The sequence below is a fragment of the Pseudaminobacter soli (ex Li et al. 2025) genome (assembly GCF_029892515.1).
Lineage (GTDB): Bacteria > Pseudomonadota > Alphaproteobacteria > Rhizobiales > Rhizobiaceae > Pseudaminobacter > Pseudaminobacter soli_A.
On sequence record NZ_JARXVF010000001.1, the window covers coordinates 1,856,495 to 1,870,903 of the forward strand.

The window sequence follows — 14,409 nt, forward strand, 5'->3', positions numbered from 1 at the left end:
CTTCCCGAAAATTCCGTCGGGAAGCTCCGGGCCTCAGATCGACCGGCCATCCGCCCCAAAACGATAGGTCTTTTCCGGATGCGGCGTGGCATAGAGCGTCGCGCCCGGCTTGGCGTCGTACACACCGAAGATGCGGGCGGTCAGCAAGCCTGCCTGCTCTGTGTCAAGATAGAGGTTGGTGTCGGCGCCGAGATGCTCGGCATGCACCACCGTGCCCTTCCAGGTTCCCGACTTGGCATCCACGGTAAGATGCTCCGGCCGCACGCCGACGGTCTTCGCCTTCGTCTCATTCAGCCGTGCGCCATCGATAAAGTTCATCTTGGGCGAGCCGATGAAGCCGGCGACGAATTCATTAGCCGGCGCGTTGTAGAGCTCCATCGGCCTGCCGACCTGCTCGATGCGGCCGCCATTCAGCACCACGATCTTGTCGGCCAGCGTCATCGCCTCGACCTGGTCATGCGTCACATAGATCATCGTCGCCGACAGGCGCCGGTGCAGCTGGGCGATCTCCAGTCGCGTGTTGACGCGCAATGCCGCGTCGAGATTGGACAGCGGCTCATCGAACAGGAAGAGTTTTGGCTCGCGCACGACCGCACGGCCGATGGCGACGCGCTGGCGCTGGCCGCCCGACAGTTCCGCCGGCCGGCGCTCCAGGTACGGATCGAGCGACAGCATTGTGGAAGCCGTCGTCACGCGCCGCGTGATCTCGTCGGACGGCGTCTTCGCCTGCTTGAGGCCGAGGCTCATATTGTTGCGCACGGTGAGGTGCGGGTAGAGCGCATAGGTCTGGAACACCATGGCGATGCCGCGATCGGCCGGCGGTACCGCGTCGACCTTGCGGCCATCGATCAGCACATTGCCCGAGGACGCGTCCTCAAGCCCCGCAATGACACGCAACAGCGTGGACTTGCCGCAGCCCGAGGGGCCGACGAAGACGACGAACTCACCGTCCTTCACCTCGAGGTCGATCCCCTTCAGCACATCGACATTGCCGAAGGATTTTTTGACGTTCTCGATCTTCAGCGAGCCCATGCGCTACTCCCGATAGAAAAGACCGCTTTTTCGCGCATCACAGCCGCACCGCCTTGCCGGTCCGCACGCTTTCGTCCGCGGCGAGGCAGACGGCCAGCGACTTCACCGCATCGCTCATGTGGCGATTGAGGTCGATGTCCTCGCGGATCGCCTTGAGCAGGAAGGCCTGCTCCAGCTCGCACAGCTCCTGATGGCCCGGCTCGCCGGTCATGGAAAGGTTTTCGTCGGGCGCGGCAAAGCGGCCGTCCGGCCCGGTCGCGGCGCGGTGCAGGCAGATCACATTGGTCTTGGTGTGGGAATCGACGTCGTCCGACTTCGCCTTCTCGTCCATGACGATGGAGACGCAGCCATTGGGCGAGATCACGTCCTTCACGAAGAAGGCGGTTTCCGACATCATCGGGCCCCAGCCAGCTTCATACCAGCCGACCGAGCCGTCTTCGAACAGCACCTGCAGATGGCCGTAATTGTACATGTCGGGCGCGACCTCGTCGGACAGGCGCAGGCCCATGCCGCGCACCTCGACCGGCTTGGCGTCGGTGATCTGGCACATGACGTCGAGATAATGCACGCCGCAGTCGACGATCGGCGAGGTCGTCTTCATCAACTGCTTGTGCGTCTCCCAGGTGTGGCCGCTCGACTGCTGGTTCAGGTTCATGCGGAACACGTAAGGCCCGCCGAGATTGCGCGCTTCCTCGATCAGGCGCACCCAGGAGGGGTGGTGGCGCAGGATATAGCCGATGACCAGCTTGCGGCCATTGGCCTTGGCGGCGGCGACGACGCGCTCCGCATCGGCAACGGTGGTTGCCAACGGCTTTTCCACGAACACATGGCAGCCGGCCTCAAGTGCGGCGACTGCATAGTCGGCGTGGCTGTCGGAATAGGTATTGATGGAGGCGACATCCGGCTTCAGCTCGGCCAGCGCCTCGAAGAAGGACGGCCGGATCTCGTAGCCGGTCATCTCCTCCGGCAGTTCAACCTGCGAGCGGTTGACCAGCGAGGCGATCTCGAAGCCCGGATTGCGGTGATAGGCCAGCGCATGGCTGCGTCCCATATTGCCGAGGCCGGCCACGAGAACGCGCAGGGGTTTTTCGTTGTTTCCACTCACTTGACGGCTCCGGAGGTAATGCCGCGGATCAATTGCCGCGAGAAGATCACATAGAGGACGAGCACAGGCAGGATGGCGAGCGACAGCGCCGCCAGCACGGCGTTCCAGTTGGTGACATACTGGCCGATGAACAGCTGGGCGCCGAGCGTGATGGTCTTGGTCGACTCGGATGGCGCCAGGATCAGCGGGAACCAGAGATCGTTCCAGATCGGGATCATGGTGAACACCGCCACCGTCGCCATGGCCGGCCGCACCAGCGGCAGCACGAGACGGAAGAAGATGCGGTATTCGGAAAGCCCGTCGATGCGGCCGGCATCCTTCAGGTCGTCGGAAACCTGCTTCATGAATTCCGACAGGATGAAGATGCAAAGAGGCAGGCCTTGCGCCGTATAGACCAGGATCAGAGCGGTGAGCGTGTTGACCAGCCCGCTCGCCACCATGAGCTGCAGGATCGCCACCGTGCCGAGGCGGATCGGGATCATGATGCCCAGCGCCAGATAGAGCCCCATCAGCGTGTTGCCCTTGAAGCGGTATTCGGCCAGCGCAAAGGCCGCCATGGCGCCGAACAGCAGCACCAGGAACAGCGAGCCGACGGTGACGATGAAGCTGTTCTGGAAATAAAGCAGGAAGTCGCCCTGCCCGAGCACAGTCTGGTAGCCGATCAGGTCGAATGTCTCGGCGGTGGGCGGCGCCAGCGGCGTGCGGAAGATGGCGTTGCGCGACTTGAACGAGTTGATGACGATCACCACCACCGGGGCCAGCGCGATGAGGGTGTAAAGCAGCAGGATCGCATGGGCCGCGAGGGTGCGGGGCAGAGAATTGGTCGCCTTGCTCATCGCGCGCCTCAGAACTGGTAGCGACGCAGGCGCGTCTGGATGGCGAAGAGATAGACGCACACGCCGGCGAGGATGATGAAGAACATCATCGAGGCGATGGTCGAGCCCATATAGGGATCGCCCGTCTGCAGTTGAAAGCCGAAGAAGGTGCGGTAGAGGAAGGTGCCGAGAATATCGGTCGAATAGTTCGGTCCGGCGAGCGCGCCCTGCGCCGAATAGATCAGGTCGAAGGCGTTGAAATTACCCACGAAGGTCAGCACCGAAATGATGCCGATGGAGGGCAGGATCAGCGGCAGTTTGATCTTCCAGAACTGCGCCATGCCGGTGATGCCGTCGCATTCGGCCGCCTCGATCACCTCGTCGGGGATCGACAGCAGCGCGGCGTAGATCAGCATCATCGGGATGCCGATGAACTGCCACACCGAAATCAGGCCGAGCGTGGTGAGCGCATATTGCTCCTTGCCCAGCCACGGCACGAACAGGCTCTTCAGCCCGACGAGGTCGAGCAGGTTGGGCGCCACACCCCAGAGCGGCGACAGGATCAGCTTCCAGGTGAAGCCGACGATGACGAATGACAGGATGGTCGGGATGAAGATCGCGGTGCGATAGAAGGCCGAAAAACGCAGCCTGGGACTGGAAAGCAGTGCGGCGAGCAGGATGCCGATCGGATTCTGCACCAGCATATGGATGATGAAGAACCAGAAATTGTTGCCCAGCGCATTCCAGAAGCTCGCCGACCAGCGCGGGTCCAAGAACAGCTGGCGGAAATTGGCAAGTCCGGCAAAGACGCGCGCCTGACCGTCTGACGTGAACAGTGAAAGCTGCAGCGTGCCGAACAGCGGCAGGATCATGATCGCAGTGTAGACGAGGACAGCCGGCGCCAGGAACACGGCAATGTGCCAGCGTCGCCGTTTGCGTTCAGTTTCTACCGCCATGCGCTGTCTTGTCCCCGGATAAAGGAACCGGGCCGCCGATGGCGGCCCGGAATATGCATGCTATGCGTTTATTTTGCCGGCTTGTACCAGCTCTCGAGGCCTTCCTGCAGCTTCTTGGCCGCAGCTTCGGGCGTCGAGGTGCCGTTGATCACATTGGCCGACTCGACCCAGGTCTCGTTCTCCAGGTTCGGCGTGCCGCGCGACAGGATCTGGTAGGTCGAGCGGATGGTCGGCTTGCACTTCTCGCGCCAGGAGACGAATTCCTGCGCCAGCGGATCTTCCATCTTCACCGCAGCCGAGTTCAGGCTGAAGAAGCCCGGCAGGGCGTTCGCATAGATGGTGGCGAATTCCGGCGAGGCGACCCAGGACAGGAAGGTCTTGGCGGCTTCGGCGTTCTTGCTCTTGGCGTTGAGGCCGATGCCGATGTCGTTGTGGTCGGAGATGTAGCAGGTGTCGCCGGCATTCTTAACCGGCGGCGGGAAGGCGCCCATCTTGAACTGGGCCTGGGTGTTGAACACCGAGATTTCCCACGAGCCGGCCGGATAGATGGCGGCGCGGCCGAGCGTGAACAGGTTCTGGCTGTCCGGATAGCTCTGCGCTTCGAAGCCGTCGCCCAGATAGTCCTTCCACTTGGCGAGCGTGGCGAAGGGCTCGACCCACTGCGCGTCGGTCAGCTTCTGCTCGCCCTTGATGAGGGCATTGCGGCCTTCCTCGCCCTTCCAATAGGTCGGGCCGATGTTCTGGTAGCCCATGGTCGCGGCTTCCCAGAGATCCTTGGTGCCCATGGCCATCGGGACATAGGTGCCGTCGGCCTTGATCTTGTCGAGGGCCGCGAAGAACTCGGCCTCGGTGGCGGGCGGCGTGATGCCGAGCTTCTCGAAGGCTTCCTTGTTGTAGATGAAGCCATGGATGACCGAAGCCATCGGCACGCAGAAAGAGGCCTTGCCGTCGTCGGTGGTCCAGGCGGACTTGGCGACGTCGGAGAAGTTCTCCATGCCGGCGAGGCCCGTCAGGTCGGCCAGGTGACCCTTGTTGTAGAGTTCCAGCGAGGCGTCGAACGGACGGCAGGTGATGAGATCGCCGGCGGAGCCCGCATCGAGCTTGGCGTTCAGCGCGGCGTTGTATTCGGTCGGCGCGGAGGGCGAGAACACGACCTTGATGCCGGGATTCTTGGCTTCGAAGGCCGGGATCAGCTTTTCCTGCCAGATCGAGAGGTCGTCGTTGCGCCAGCTTTCGATGGTCAGCGTGGTGTCGGCAAGGGCCATGCCCGCCGAGCCGAGGATGCTGGATGCCATCAGAAGCGCAGTCAGTGCCTGGGTCTTCATTTCGTTTCTCCCTGTTGAACCGTTGAGGCTCGATTGTGGTGAGAGTTCAGGCTGACGCCCTCCCGCTCCCCCTCGGATTCCCGATGCCGCGCGCCGGAAGCTCCCCCGCGGCATCGGACAATTCGGCTCCAGCCGCCCGCATGCGGACGACTGCTTTTTCGATCATTGCAAAAGGATGAAACATGGCCGAGCAGGACTGCGCTTCCCGCAAGTCGAGGCATGAGCGCGCAGCTTCGGCCATTGAAATCCCCCCTTTGCCGGTGACGATACCAAAAAAATACCACTTGTCCACCCGCGTTAACGACTTTGTCGGAGCGCCCCTCCAAAACTCGTTAAAATGCCTTGCATTCAAAGGGTCTTCGACCAGAACCCGCCTTGGGAAAATTAACCCCTTGGCTATTGGTATTTTATTGGTATCATTGCTCGCGAGGGAGATTTCACAGTGGATCTGGTGCTTGGGATAGATGGCGGCGGCACGAGCTGCAGGGCCGCATTGGCGACCGCGTCCGGTGTCGTCCTCGGCCGCGGCAAGAGCGGTCCGGCCAACATCATGACCGACCTTGAGGGCGCGCGTCACAACATCGTCGACGCGGCACGGCTGGCTTTCGTCGATGCCGGCCGCGACCCGGCCCTCATCCCCGATACCGATGCCGTTCTCGGCCTCGCCGGCACCAATGTCGGCGGCTACAAGCAGCAGCTTCTCGACATCCTGCCCTTCCGCCGCAGCCTCGTCGAAAGCGATGCGCTGATTGCCCTCAACGGCGCGCTCGGCGACCATGACGGCGCCATCGCCATCATCGGCACCGGCTCGATCTTCATGTCGCGCAAGGGCTCGGCGATGCAGACGATCGGCGGCTGGGGCTTCATGCTCGGCGATCTCGGTGGCGGAGCGCGCATCGGGCGCGACCTGCTTCAGGAGACGCTGCTCGCCCATGACGACATCCACCCCAGCTCGGAACTGACCCAGGCCGTGCTGCAGCGCTTCGCCGGCGACGCGCGCGAGATAGTCAAATTCGCGGCCGCCTCCAAGCCGGCTGATTTCGGCACTTTCGCGCCGATGGTTTTCGACTACGCCGCACAAGGCGACGCGGTGGCCAAGGTGGTTCTGGCGCGCGCCGCGCGCGACATCGAGGAAGCGCTGGATGCGCTGAAACTTTCGCCCGATCAGTGGCTTTGCCTGCTGGGCGGCCTGGCCGGCCTGATCGGCCCGCATTTGTCGGCAAGATACCAGCCTATGCTGCATGCGCCCGAACAGGACGCGCTGGGCGGCGCAGTCGCAATGGCGGCAAAGCTGTTTGGCACCGTGAGGGCGCCGGCCCATGTCTGAGGCGGCCGAAAGCATCTTCTCGCTCGTCAAGGCGTCCGACGGCGGCGCGCCGCTCTACTTGCAGCTCAAGAAGAACATCGAGGATGCGGTTCAGCGCGGCGTCATCGGGCCAGGCGATGCGCTGCCTTCGGAACGCGACATCGCGATCAAAGCCGACATTTCGCGCGTGACCGTGCGCAAGGCGGTGCAGGACCTCGTCAAGAACGGCATACTGGTGCAGCGCCACGGCTCGGGCACCTTCGTGGCGCCGCGCATGGAGCGCGTCGAGCAGTCCCTTTCGCGGCTCACCTCGTTCACCGACGACATGGCCCGGCGCGGCATGTCGGCCAGTTCCATCTGGCTGGATAAGGGCATCTACCCGCCCTCGCCTGACGAGATCATGATCCTCGGCCTGTCGGCGAAGGAACTGGTGGCGCGCGTCAGCCGCTTGCGCATCGCCAACGAAACACCGATGGCGATCGAGCGGGCCTCGATCTCCCTCGCAGCACTTCCCGATCCCGAGGCCGTGGGCCCGTCGCTCTACAGCACCCTCGATAAGACCGGCAACCGCCCGGCGCGCGCCGTTCAGCGCATCTCGGCGGTCAATCTGGTCGGCGCCGATGCGCGGCTGCTCGAGGTGCCGGAAGGCTCGGCCTGCCTGCACATCGAGCGTATTTCCTACCTTGCCAGCGGCAAGGTGATAGAATTCACCCGTTCCATCTATCGCGGCGACGCATATGACTTCGTCGCCGAACTAAGGCTGGCAGGTCCAGGCGAAGAACTTGGAGGCACTACTTGACTGAAATGACCCATATGCGCCGCGAAATCGAGGAAATCCCCGAGGCGGTGGCGCGTCTTCTCGATGGCTCCAAGGCTGCGCTGACCGAGGCGGGCCACGACATCGCCAAGCGCGATCCGCGCTTCGTCGTCACCGTCGCGCGCGGCTCCTCCGACCATGCGGCCTCGTTCCTGAAATACGCGGTCGAGCTCACCGCCGGGCTGGCTGTGGCCTCCGTCGGCCCCTCGGTAGCCTCGATCTATCGCGCACCGCTGAAGCTGAACGGCTCGGCCTGCGTGGCGATCTCCCAGTCTGGCAAGAGCCCGGACATCGTCTCCATGGCCGAGGCCGCCCGCAAGGCCGGCTCGCTGACGATTGCGCTCACCAACACGCCGGGCTCGCCGCTCGGCAAGGCCTGCGAGCACACGATCGACATTCTTGCAGGCGTCGAAAAGAGCGTGGCGGCGACCAAGACCTTCGTGAACTCGGCGGTGGCCGCGGTGGCGCTGATGGCGCATTGCACCAACGACCAGGCGCTACTTGCGGCGCTGGCCGAACTGCCCGAACACTTCCGCAAGGCGGTGGACTGCGACTGGATGGGGCTTGCCGGCGCACTCGAAGACGCCAACTCCCTGTTCATCCTCGGCCGCGGGCCTTCCTTCGCGATCGCCAATGAGGCGGCGCTGAAGTTCAAGGAAACCTGCTCCATGCATGCGGAATCCTACAGCGCCGCCGAAGTTATCCATGGGCCGATGGCGCTGGTCCGCCCCGGCTTCCCGGTGCTGGCGCTGGCCGCGCGCGACGCCTCGGAAGCGTCCGTCGTCCAGGTCGGCGACCAGCTGGCCGACAAGGGCGCCTCGGTGTTCATGACTTCGGACAAGGCCGGCAAGGCCGTGCGCCTGCCCTTTGCGGCGACCGGCCATCCGCTGACCGATCCTCTGGCCCTGATCGTTTCCTTCTACGGTTTCGTCGAGGCCTTTGCGCGGCATCGCGGGCTCAACCCCGACGTGCCGCCCTTCCTCAACAAGGTGACCGAGACGATATGACCGATAATTTCGCCATCGTCGGCGCGCGCATTTTCGACGGCCAGGCCTGGCACAATCGCTCGGCCCTGATCGTTCGCCAGGGTGTGGTCGAGCGTATCGAAGCGGGCACCCAGGTGCCGGCTGGGCTGCATGTCATCGAGCTCAACGGCGGCATGATCGCCCCCGGCTTCGTCGACCTTCAGGTCAATGGCGGCGGCGGCGTGATGCTCAACGACGCGCCGTCGGTGGCGGCGATCCGCACCATCTGCGAGGCCCACGCGCCCTTCGGCACCACCGCACTTTTGCCGACGCTCATCACCGACACGCCGGAACTGACGGCGGAAGCGGTGGCCGCAGGCGCCGAGGCGACGCAGGAGAAGGTGCCTGGCTTCCTCGGCCTGCATCTCGAAGGCCCGCATCTTTCGCTCGCGCGCAAGGGCGCCCACGATCCCAAGCTGATCCGGCCGATGACCGACGCGGATGAGGGGGCACTGATCGCGGCCCGCGAAAAGATGCCGGTGCTTCTGACGACCATCGCGCCCGAATCCGTCGAGCCGGGCCGCGTTTCACGTCTGGCTCAGGCGGATGTGGTTGTCAGCCTCGGCCACACCGACAGCGGCTACAAGACCGCGCAGGCCTTTGCCGAGGCCGGTGCGACGATGGTGACCCATCTCTTCAACGCGATGAGCCAGATCGGCAATCGCGAGCCGGGCGTGGTCGGCGCCGCGATCGACGGTCAAAGCTTTTACGCAGGCCTGATCGCCGATGGCATCCATGTCCACCCGACGGCGATGCAGATCGCGCTGAAGGCCAAGAAGGGCTATGGCAAGATCTTCCTCGTCACCGACGCCATGGCGACCATCGGCACCGACATGAAGTCGTTCACCTTGAACGGCCGCCTCATCAAGCGCGAAAACGGCAGCCTGAGGCTTGAGGACGGCACGCTCGCCGGCGCCGATCTCGACATGATCTCGGCGGTGCGCTTCATGCACAAGACGATCGGGATCGAGCTCGAAGAGGCGTTGCGCATGGCCTCGCTCTATCCGGCCGAAGCGGTCGGCCAGGATGGCCGGCTCGGCCGCCTGATGATCGGCTCGGCGGCGAACATCGTCCACCTCTCAGACGACCTTTCGGTGAAAGGGGTCTGGATCGAGGGCGCAAAGGTGTTTTCGAACTAGAGCATTTTGCAGCCAGGCGGAATCGCTTGGCGTCGTATAAATTCAGCTAAAACAATGAGATAGAGCGGCGCAAGCGCATCCGTAAGGATGACCGCCACTCTAGGAGCTAACGGCTGGGGCTACCCCCCGCCAGTAATATCAGAGCACGCCGTCGCCAGCGGCCCGGATGGCGGCGATGTTCTTGGCATAGGCGTCCGCGCTGCCGCCCTTGAACACCGCCGAGCCGGCGACCAGCACATTGGCGCCGGCGGCCGTGACCAGCGGCGCGGTTTCGGGCGTGACGCCGCCGTCGATCTCGATGTCGATCGGCCGGTTGCCGATCAGCGCCTTGACGCGCTTCACCTTCTCCACCACCGCCGGAATGAAGGCCTGGCCGCCGAAGCCGGGGTTGACCGTCATCAACAGCACGAGGTCGAGCCGGTCGAGCACATATTCGATGGCGCTTTCGGGCGTCGACGGGTTGAGCGAGACGCCGGCCTTCTTGCCGAGGTTCTTGATCGCCTGCAGCGAGCGGTCGAGATGCGGGCCGGCTTCGGCATGCACGGTGATGATGTCGCAACCGGCATCGGCGAAGGCCGCGAGATAGGGATCGGTCGGCGCGATCATCAGGTGACAGTCGAACACCTTGTCGGTGCGATTGCGGATCGCCTTGATGACCTGCGGGCCGAAGGTGATGTTGGGCACGAAATGGCCGTCCATGACGTCGAGATGGATCCAATCGGCGCCGGCGGCTGCCACGGCCTCGACCTCTTCGCCGAGGCGGGAGAAATCGGCCGACAGGACCGAAGGGGCGATCAGGGTTTTTGCGCTCATTTCCGGGCCTTTCAGGGTCGAGACTGTTTCGTCCCGCCGCCCTAATGCCCCAGACCGCGAATGTCGATAGTCAAATCCGCGCGGGGCGGGGCGCTAAGCCTGAGCCCGCGCGCCGCCGATCGAGCCGCGCACCACGAGATCGACCGGCCATACCTCGCCGCGCGCTGCCGTTTCGAGCCCCGAAATGCGCGCGGCCAGCCGCTCGCCTATCCGCTGGCCGGCGGCGCGGATCGAGGAGCGCGTGGTGGTCAGCGGCACGGGGAAACTCTCCGGCTTCAGCCATGGGAACACGTCATCATGGGCAACCAGCGACAGATCGCCGGGGATGGTCAGGCCGAGATCGCGCACCGCCCGCACGACACCCAGCGCCATGATCAGGCTCGAGCAGATGATTGCCGTCGGCGCTTCGCCTTGCTCCAGCAGGCTGCGGGTCGCGCGGTAGCCATTCTCCTCGGTCATCGCCACCGAGCGCACCAGAGACGGCGGCAGGACGAGATCGCGCGCGGCCAGCGCGCGCTGCACGCCGCGCTCGCGGAAGATGGCGAAGGTCTGGGTTTCGTCGCCGTTCAGCAGCCCGATGCGCTTGTGGCCGAGCTGCAGCAAGAGCCGCGTTGCCGACTGGAAGGCGGCCTCATTGTCGATGTCGAGGTAGGGATACTCGAAGTCGAGCCCTTCGCTGCGGCCGTGGACGATGTAGGGGATGCCAAGTTGCTGGGCGAGCACAATGCGCCCGTCGGCATGGCACGGCGCGGATATATAGAGTGCGTCGACCTGCTTGTTGGCGACCACCCGGCGATAGGTCGTCTCCTCGTCGCCGGCCTCCGCCGGCGAGAGCACGAGGTCCAGCTCATGCGCCCGCGCATAATCACCAAGCCCCGACAGGAATTCGACGAAATGCGGATCGATGTCGACGCTGCCGCCGGTCGGCATGATGTAGCCGATCATCCCGGCCTTGCCGGTCGCCAGCCGCCGCGCGCTCGGATTGGGCCTGTAGCCATGCCGCTTGGCGGCGTCCGCGACGCGCCGGCGCGTTTCCTCGCTGACTTCCGGATAACCGTTGAGCGCCCGGCTGACCGTGGTCTGCGACAGGTCGAGCATCAGCGCGAGCTGTTTGAGATTCACCGTTGGCCTCGCATTCCCAAAGCGCTTTCAAAATTCTGAAAGTTGCTTTCCCGTTAATGCTGAACACAATAGGCCGGACGGAGGCATTTCAGAAGCGGAAATTGCTAGTGCAGCGCGAAAAAGTTGCTGCAATGCAGTCGAAACAGCGATTTAAATCGATTCACAAAACATGCCGCTTGACACATTTCTCGTTTCGAGCCGATGATACTGCCAGCCAAAGCGCTTTGGAAACTTTCGGAAGAAAGTTCTTTCGAAAGTCGCGGTTCCGCTTGAGGCGGAATGCCCGGGGCAGTGTCGGCGGGACGAATGGAGGTTCGTCCGGGGAAATGACCGAACGGGAGGACAATCGATGAAGAACGGCCTTTTGCTGGGCGCAGCGCTGACCGCACTCGCGCTCGCCGGTGCACCTGCGCACGCGGAACTGAAGTTCAAGCCGGGCGAAGACGCCCGCTTTCACTGGGCGAACCTTGACGACCTCAAGAAGATCGACCTGAAGGGCGAGACGCTGACGATCTTCGGGCCCTGGCGCGGCGAGGACGAGGCGCTGGTGCGCAGCGTGCTCGAATATTTCGTCGAGGCCACCGGCGTCGACCTGAAATACTCGTCGTCCGAAAACTACGAGCAGCAGATCGTTATCGATACCCAGGCCGGCAGCCCCCCCAACATCGCCATCCTGCCGCAGCCGGGCCTGATCCAGGACCTCGCCTCCAAGGGCTTCCTGACGCCTCTGGGCGACGACACCGCCGCCTGGATCAAGGAGAACTATGCCGCCGGCCAGTCCTGGGCCGATCTCGGCACCTACAAGGACAAGGACGGCAAGCCCGGCTTCTTCGCCTTCCCCTACAAGGCCGACGTGAAGGGCCTGGTGTGGTACTCGCCCGACAATTTCGAGGAAGCCGGCTACAAGGTTCCCAAGACGCAGGAAGAGCTCGCCGAGCTGGAGAAGAAGATCGTCGCCGACGGCCACAAGCCGTGGTGCATCGGCCTGGGCTCGGGCGGCGCCACCGGCTGGCCGGCCACCGACTGGGTCGAGGACATCATGCTGCGCACCCAGCAGGCGGATGTCTACGACAAGTGGACCACCAACGAGATCCCCTTCACCGACCCCCGCGTCGTCAATGCGCTCGAGATCTTCGGCAAGATCGCGACCGACGACAAGATGGTCGACGGGGGTGCTGCGGCCGTGGCCGCAACCGACTTCCGCGACAGCCCCAAGGGCCTCTTTGCAGTGCCGCCGAAGTGCTACATGCACCACCAGGCTTCGTTCATTCCCTCCTTCTTCCCCGAAGGCACCAAGCTCGGCCAGGACGCGGATTTCTTCTACTTCCCGGCCTATGCGTCGAAGCCGGAGCTAGGCACGCCCGTCGAGGGCGCCGGCACGCTGGCGATGATCACCAAGGATTCGAAGGCGGCGCGTGCCTTCATCGAATTCCTGAAGATGCCGCTGGCGCATGAGCTCTGGATGGCGCAGGGCAGCTTCGTCACGCCCTTCAAGTCGGTCAACACGGATGCCTATGCGAGTGCTGCGCTGAAGAAGCAGGGCGAAATCCTTGCCACCGCCTCGACCTTCCGCTTCGACGGCTCGGACCTGATGCCGGGCAAGATCGGCGCCGGCTCCTTCTGGACGGGCATGATCGATCTGGTCGGCGGCAAGCCGGCGGCCGACGTGGCGGCCGACATCCAGAAGAGCTGGGACGCAATCAAGTAGCGGGTGCATCCTCCAGCAATGCCCCCTCACCCGTCCTCCGCTACGCTCAGGCCCCCTCTCCCCAGCCGGGGAGACGGGGTTGCCAGCGCGGCGCCTCCCTCTTCCCCCGCGAGGGAGAAGGTGGCCGCTCCCGGGTCTTGCTTTTGGCAAGCCCGAGGACAGGCCCCGGGGCGGGATGAGGGGGCATATTTTTCGGTGATGTAACCAACCAGTCCGTTGAACAGGGAACCATCCCATGACGGCACAGATTCTTTCGGCGATCATCACGGTGCTCATCGGCGTGGGCGGCTGCGTGATCTATTTCTGGAGCGCCAACCGCCTGCTCGATCTCGTGTTTCCCGCGCGCGGCGTCTCCGGCACCACCGCGATCGACAATCTGCGCAGGCAGGGCTACGTCCGGCCCTGGCTGTTCGTCGGTCCGGCGCTGCTCATCCTCAGCGTCTACCTGATCTACCCGGCCATCGCGACATTCTACTATTCGCTGCACGATCGCAGCGGCCAGAGTTTCGTCGGCCTCTCCAACTATTCCTGGGCGCTGGGCGACCGCGAATTCCGCCAGGCCATCTTCAACAATCTGCTCTGGCTGATGGTCGTGCCGGCCGCCTGCACCTTTCTGGGGCTGGTGATTGCCGTGCTGACCGACCGCATCTGGTGGGGCACCATCGCCAAGAGCCTGATCTTCATGCCGCTCGCCATCTCCTTCGTCGGCGCCAGCGTCATCTGGAAATTCGTCTATGAGTTTCGCGGCGACGGCCAGACCCAGATCGGCATCCTCAACGCGCTGGTGCAGTATTTGGGCGGCGATCCGCAGGTGTGGGTGTCGACGCCATTCTGGAACAACTTTTTCCTCATGGTCATCCTGATCTGGATCCAGACCGGCTTTGCCATGGTCATCCTGTCCTCGGCGCTGCGCGGCATTCCGGAAGAGACCATCGAGGCGGCGACGATCGATGGCGCAAGCCCCTTCCAGATCTTCTGGAAGATCATGATCCCGCAGATCTGGGGCACCATCGCGGTCGTGTGGACCACCATCACCATTCTGGTGCTAAAGGTGTTCGACATCATCCTGACCATGACCAACGGCCAGTGGAACACAAACACGCTGGCGAACTTGATGTTCGACTGGATGTTCCGCGGCACCGACTACGGCCGGGGCGCAACAATCGCCATCGTCATCATGCTGGCCGTCGTGCCGATCATGATCTGGAACATCCGCCAGGCAACCCGCGAAGGCGGAGGACACTGA

13 protein-coding genes are annotated in these 14,409 nt (G+C 63.8%); 6 read left to right on the forward strand and 7 right to left on the reverse strand.

Translation table 11 applies throughout. From position 1 onward, the window contains the following. Positions 1 to 33: 33 nt before the first annotated feature. The 5 genes from M2281_RS08880 to M2281_RS08900 all read right to left on the reverse strand — a co-directional run bounded on the left by M2281_RS08880 (position 34) and on the right by M2281_RS08900 (position 5,233). On the reverse strand, positions 34 to 1,032 hold the full coding sequence (locus tag M2281_RS08880; RefSeq protein ID WP_280820694.1) for an ABC transporter ATP-binding protein: 999 nt from the start codon (positions 1,030 to 1,032) through the stop codon (positions 34 to 36). A 37-nt stretch (positions 1,033 to 1,069) separates the two neighbouring features. Next, a complete protein-coding gene (locus M2281_RS08885) occupies positions 1,070 to 2,137 on the reverse strand; it encodes a Gfo/Idh/MocA family protein (RefSeq protein WP_280820695.1) in 1,068 nt (355 codons plus the stop codon). Beyond that, on the reverse strand, positions 2,134 to 2,973 hold the full coding sequence (locus tag M2281_RS08890) for a carbohydrate ABC transporter permease (protein WP_280820696.1): 840 nt from the start codon (positions 2,971 to 2,973) through the stop codon (positions 2,134 to 2,136). The genes M2281_RS08885 and M2281_RS08890 overlap by 4 nt, the downstream gene beginning before the upstream one ends. An 8-nt stretch (positions 2,974 to 2,981) precedes the next feature. Next, positions 2,982 to 3,908 (reverse strand): carbohydrate ABC transporter permease, encoded by a 927-nt coding sequence (locus M2281_RS08895; protein ID WP_280820697.1) that lies wholly within the window; start codon positions 3,906 to 3,908, stop codon positions 2,982 to 2,984. A gap of 68 nt (positions 3,909 to 3,976) precedes the next feature. Continuing rightward, entirely contained in the window at positions 3,977 to 5,233 is a 1,257-nt protein-coding gene (locus M2281_RS08900; protein WP_280820698.1) for an ABC transporter substrate-binding protein, read from the reverse strand. 442 nt (positions 5,234 to 5,675) lie between these two features. On the opposite strand from M2281_RS08900, the gene M2281_RS08905 reads away from it, so the two are divergent. From M2281_RS08905 to nagA, 4 genes are read left to right on the forward strand one after another with little or no spacing between them, the layout of a single operon-like run. Continuing rightward, positions 5,676 to 6,560, forward strand: coding sequence for a BadF/BadG/BcrA/BcrD ATPase family protein (locus M2281_RS08905; RefSeq protein WP_280820699.1), 885 nt, complete (start codon positions 5,676 to 5,678; stop codon positions 6,558 to 6,560). Further along, positions 6,553 to 7,338, forward strand: coding sequence for a GntR family transcriptional regulator (locus tag M2281_RS08910; protein ID WP_280820700.1), 786 nt, complete (start codon positions 6,553 to 6,555; stop codon positions 7,336 to 7,338). The genes M2281_RS08905 and M2281_RS08910 overlap by 8 nt, the downstream gene beginning before the upstream one ends. Positions 7,339 to 7,352: 14 nt before the next feature. Further along, a complete protein-coding gene (locus M2281_RS08915; RefSeq protein ID WP_280821160.1) occupies positions 7,353 to 8,363 on the forward strand; it encodes an SIS domain-containing protein in 1,011 nt (336 codons plus the stop codon). Beyond that, on the forward strand, positions 8,360 to 9,520 hold the full coding sequence (gene nagA, locus M2281_RS08920; RefSeq protein WP_280820701.1) for an N-acetylglucosamine-6-phosphate deacetylase: 1,161 nt from the start codon (positions 8,360 to 8,362) through the stop codon (positions 9,518 to 9,520). The genes M2281_RS08915 and nagA overlap by 4 nt, the downstream gene beginning before the upstream one ends. Before the next feature lie 138 nt (positions 9,521 to 9,658). Here the strand turns inward: nagA and rpe are convergent, their stop codons facing one another. Together rpe and M2281_RS08930 are read right to left on the reverse strand one after the other, a co-directional pair. After that, on the reverse strand, positions 9,659 to 10,333 hold the full coding sequence (gene rpe, locus M2281_RS08925; protein ID WP_280820702.1) for a ribulose-phosphate 3-epimerase: 675 nt from the start codon (positions 10,331 to 10,333) through the stop codon (positions 9,659 to 9,661). A gap of 93 nt (positions 10,334 to 10,426) precedes the next feature. Continuing rightward, positions 10,427 to 11,455 carry a substrate-binding domain-containing protein gene (locus M2281_RS08930; protein ID WP_280820703.1) on the reverse strand — a complete coding sequence of 343 codons (1,029 nt, stop codon included), beginning with the start codon at positions 11,453 to 11,455 and terminating at the stop codon, positions 10,427 to 10,429. Positions 11,456 to 11,804: 349 nt separating this feature from the next. On the opposite strand from M2281_RS08930, the gene M2281_RS08935 reads away from it, so the two are divergent. After that, entirely contained in the window at positions 11,805 to 13,163 is a 1,359-nt protein-coding gene (locus M2281_RS08935; RefSeq protein ID WP_280820704.1) for an ABC transporter substrate-binding protein, read from the forward strand. 235 nt (positions 13,164 to 13,398) lie between these two features. Next, positions 13,399 to 14,409 carry a carbohydrate ABC transporter permease gene (locus tag M2281_RS08940; RefSeq protein ID WP_280820705.1) on the forward strand — a complete coding sequence of 337 codons (1,011 nt, stop codon included), beginning with the start codon at positions 13,399 to 13,401 and terminating at the stop codon, positions 14,407 to 14,409.

Excerpts from the sequence above, each read along its gene's own strand:
- M2281_RS08880 (WP_280820694.1), bottom strand. The coding sequence starts at position 1,032 with ATGGGCTCGCTGAAGATCGAGAACGTCAAAAAATCCTTCGGCAATGTC.
- M2281_RS08890 (WP_280820696.1), bottom strand. The coding sequence starts at position 2,973 with ATGAGCAAGGCGACCAATTCTCTGCCCCGCACCCTCGCGGCCCATGCG.
- M2281_RS08895 (WP_280820697.1), bottom strand. The coding sequence starts at position 3,908 with ATGGCGGTAGAAACTGAACGCAAACGGCGACGCTGGCACATTGCCGTG.
- M2281_RS08900 (WP_280820698.1), bottom strand. The coding sequence starts at position 5,233 with ATGAAGACCCAGGCACTGACTGCGCTTCTGATGGCATCCAGCATCCTC.
- M2281_RS08910 (WP_280820700.1), top strand. The coding sequence starts at position 6,553 with ATGTCTGAGGCGGCCGAAAGCATCTTCTCGCTCGTCAAGGCGTCCGAC.
- M2281_RS08915 (WP_280821160.1), top strand. The coding sequence starts at position 7,353 with ATGCGCCGCGAAATCGAGGAAATCCCCGAGGCGGTGGCGCGTCTTCTC.
- nagA (WP_280820701.1), top strand. The coding sequence starts at position 8,360 with ATGACCGATAATTTCGCCATCGTCGGCGCGCGCATTTTCGACGGCCAG.
- rpe (WP_280820702.1), bottom strand. The coding sequence starts at position 10,333 with ATGAGCGCAAAAACCCTGATCGCCCCTTCGGTCCTGTCGGCCGATTTC.
- M2281_RS08935 (WP_280820704.1), top strand. The coding sequence starts at position 11,805 with ATGAAGAACGGCCTTTTGCTGGGCGCAGCGCTGACCGCACTCGCGCTC.
- M2281_RS08940 (WP_280820705.1), top strand. The coding sequence starts at position 13,399 with ATGACGGCACAGATTCTTTCGGCGATCATCACGGTGCTCATCGGCGTG.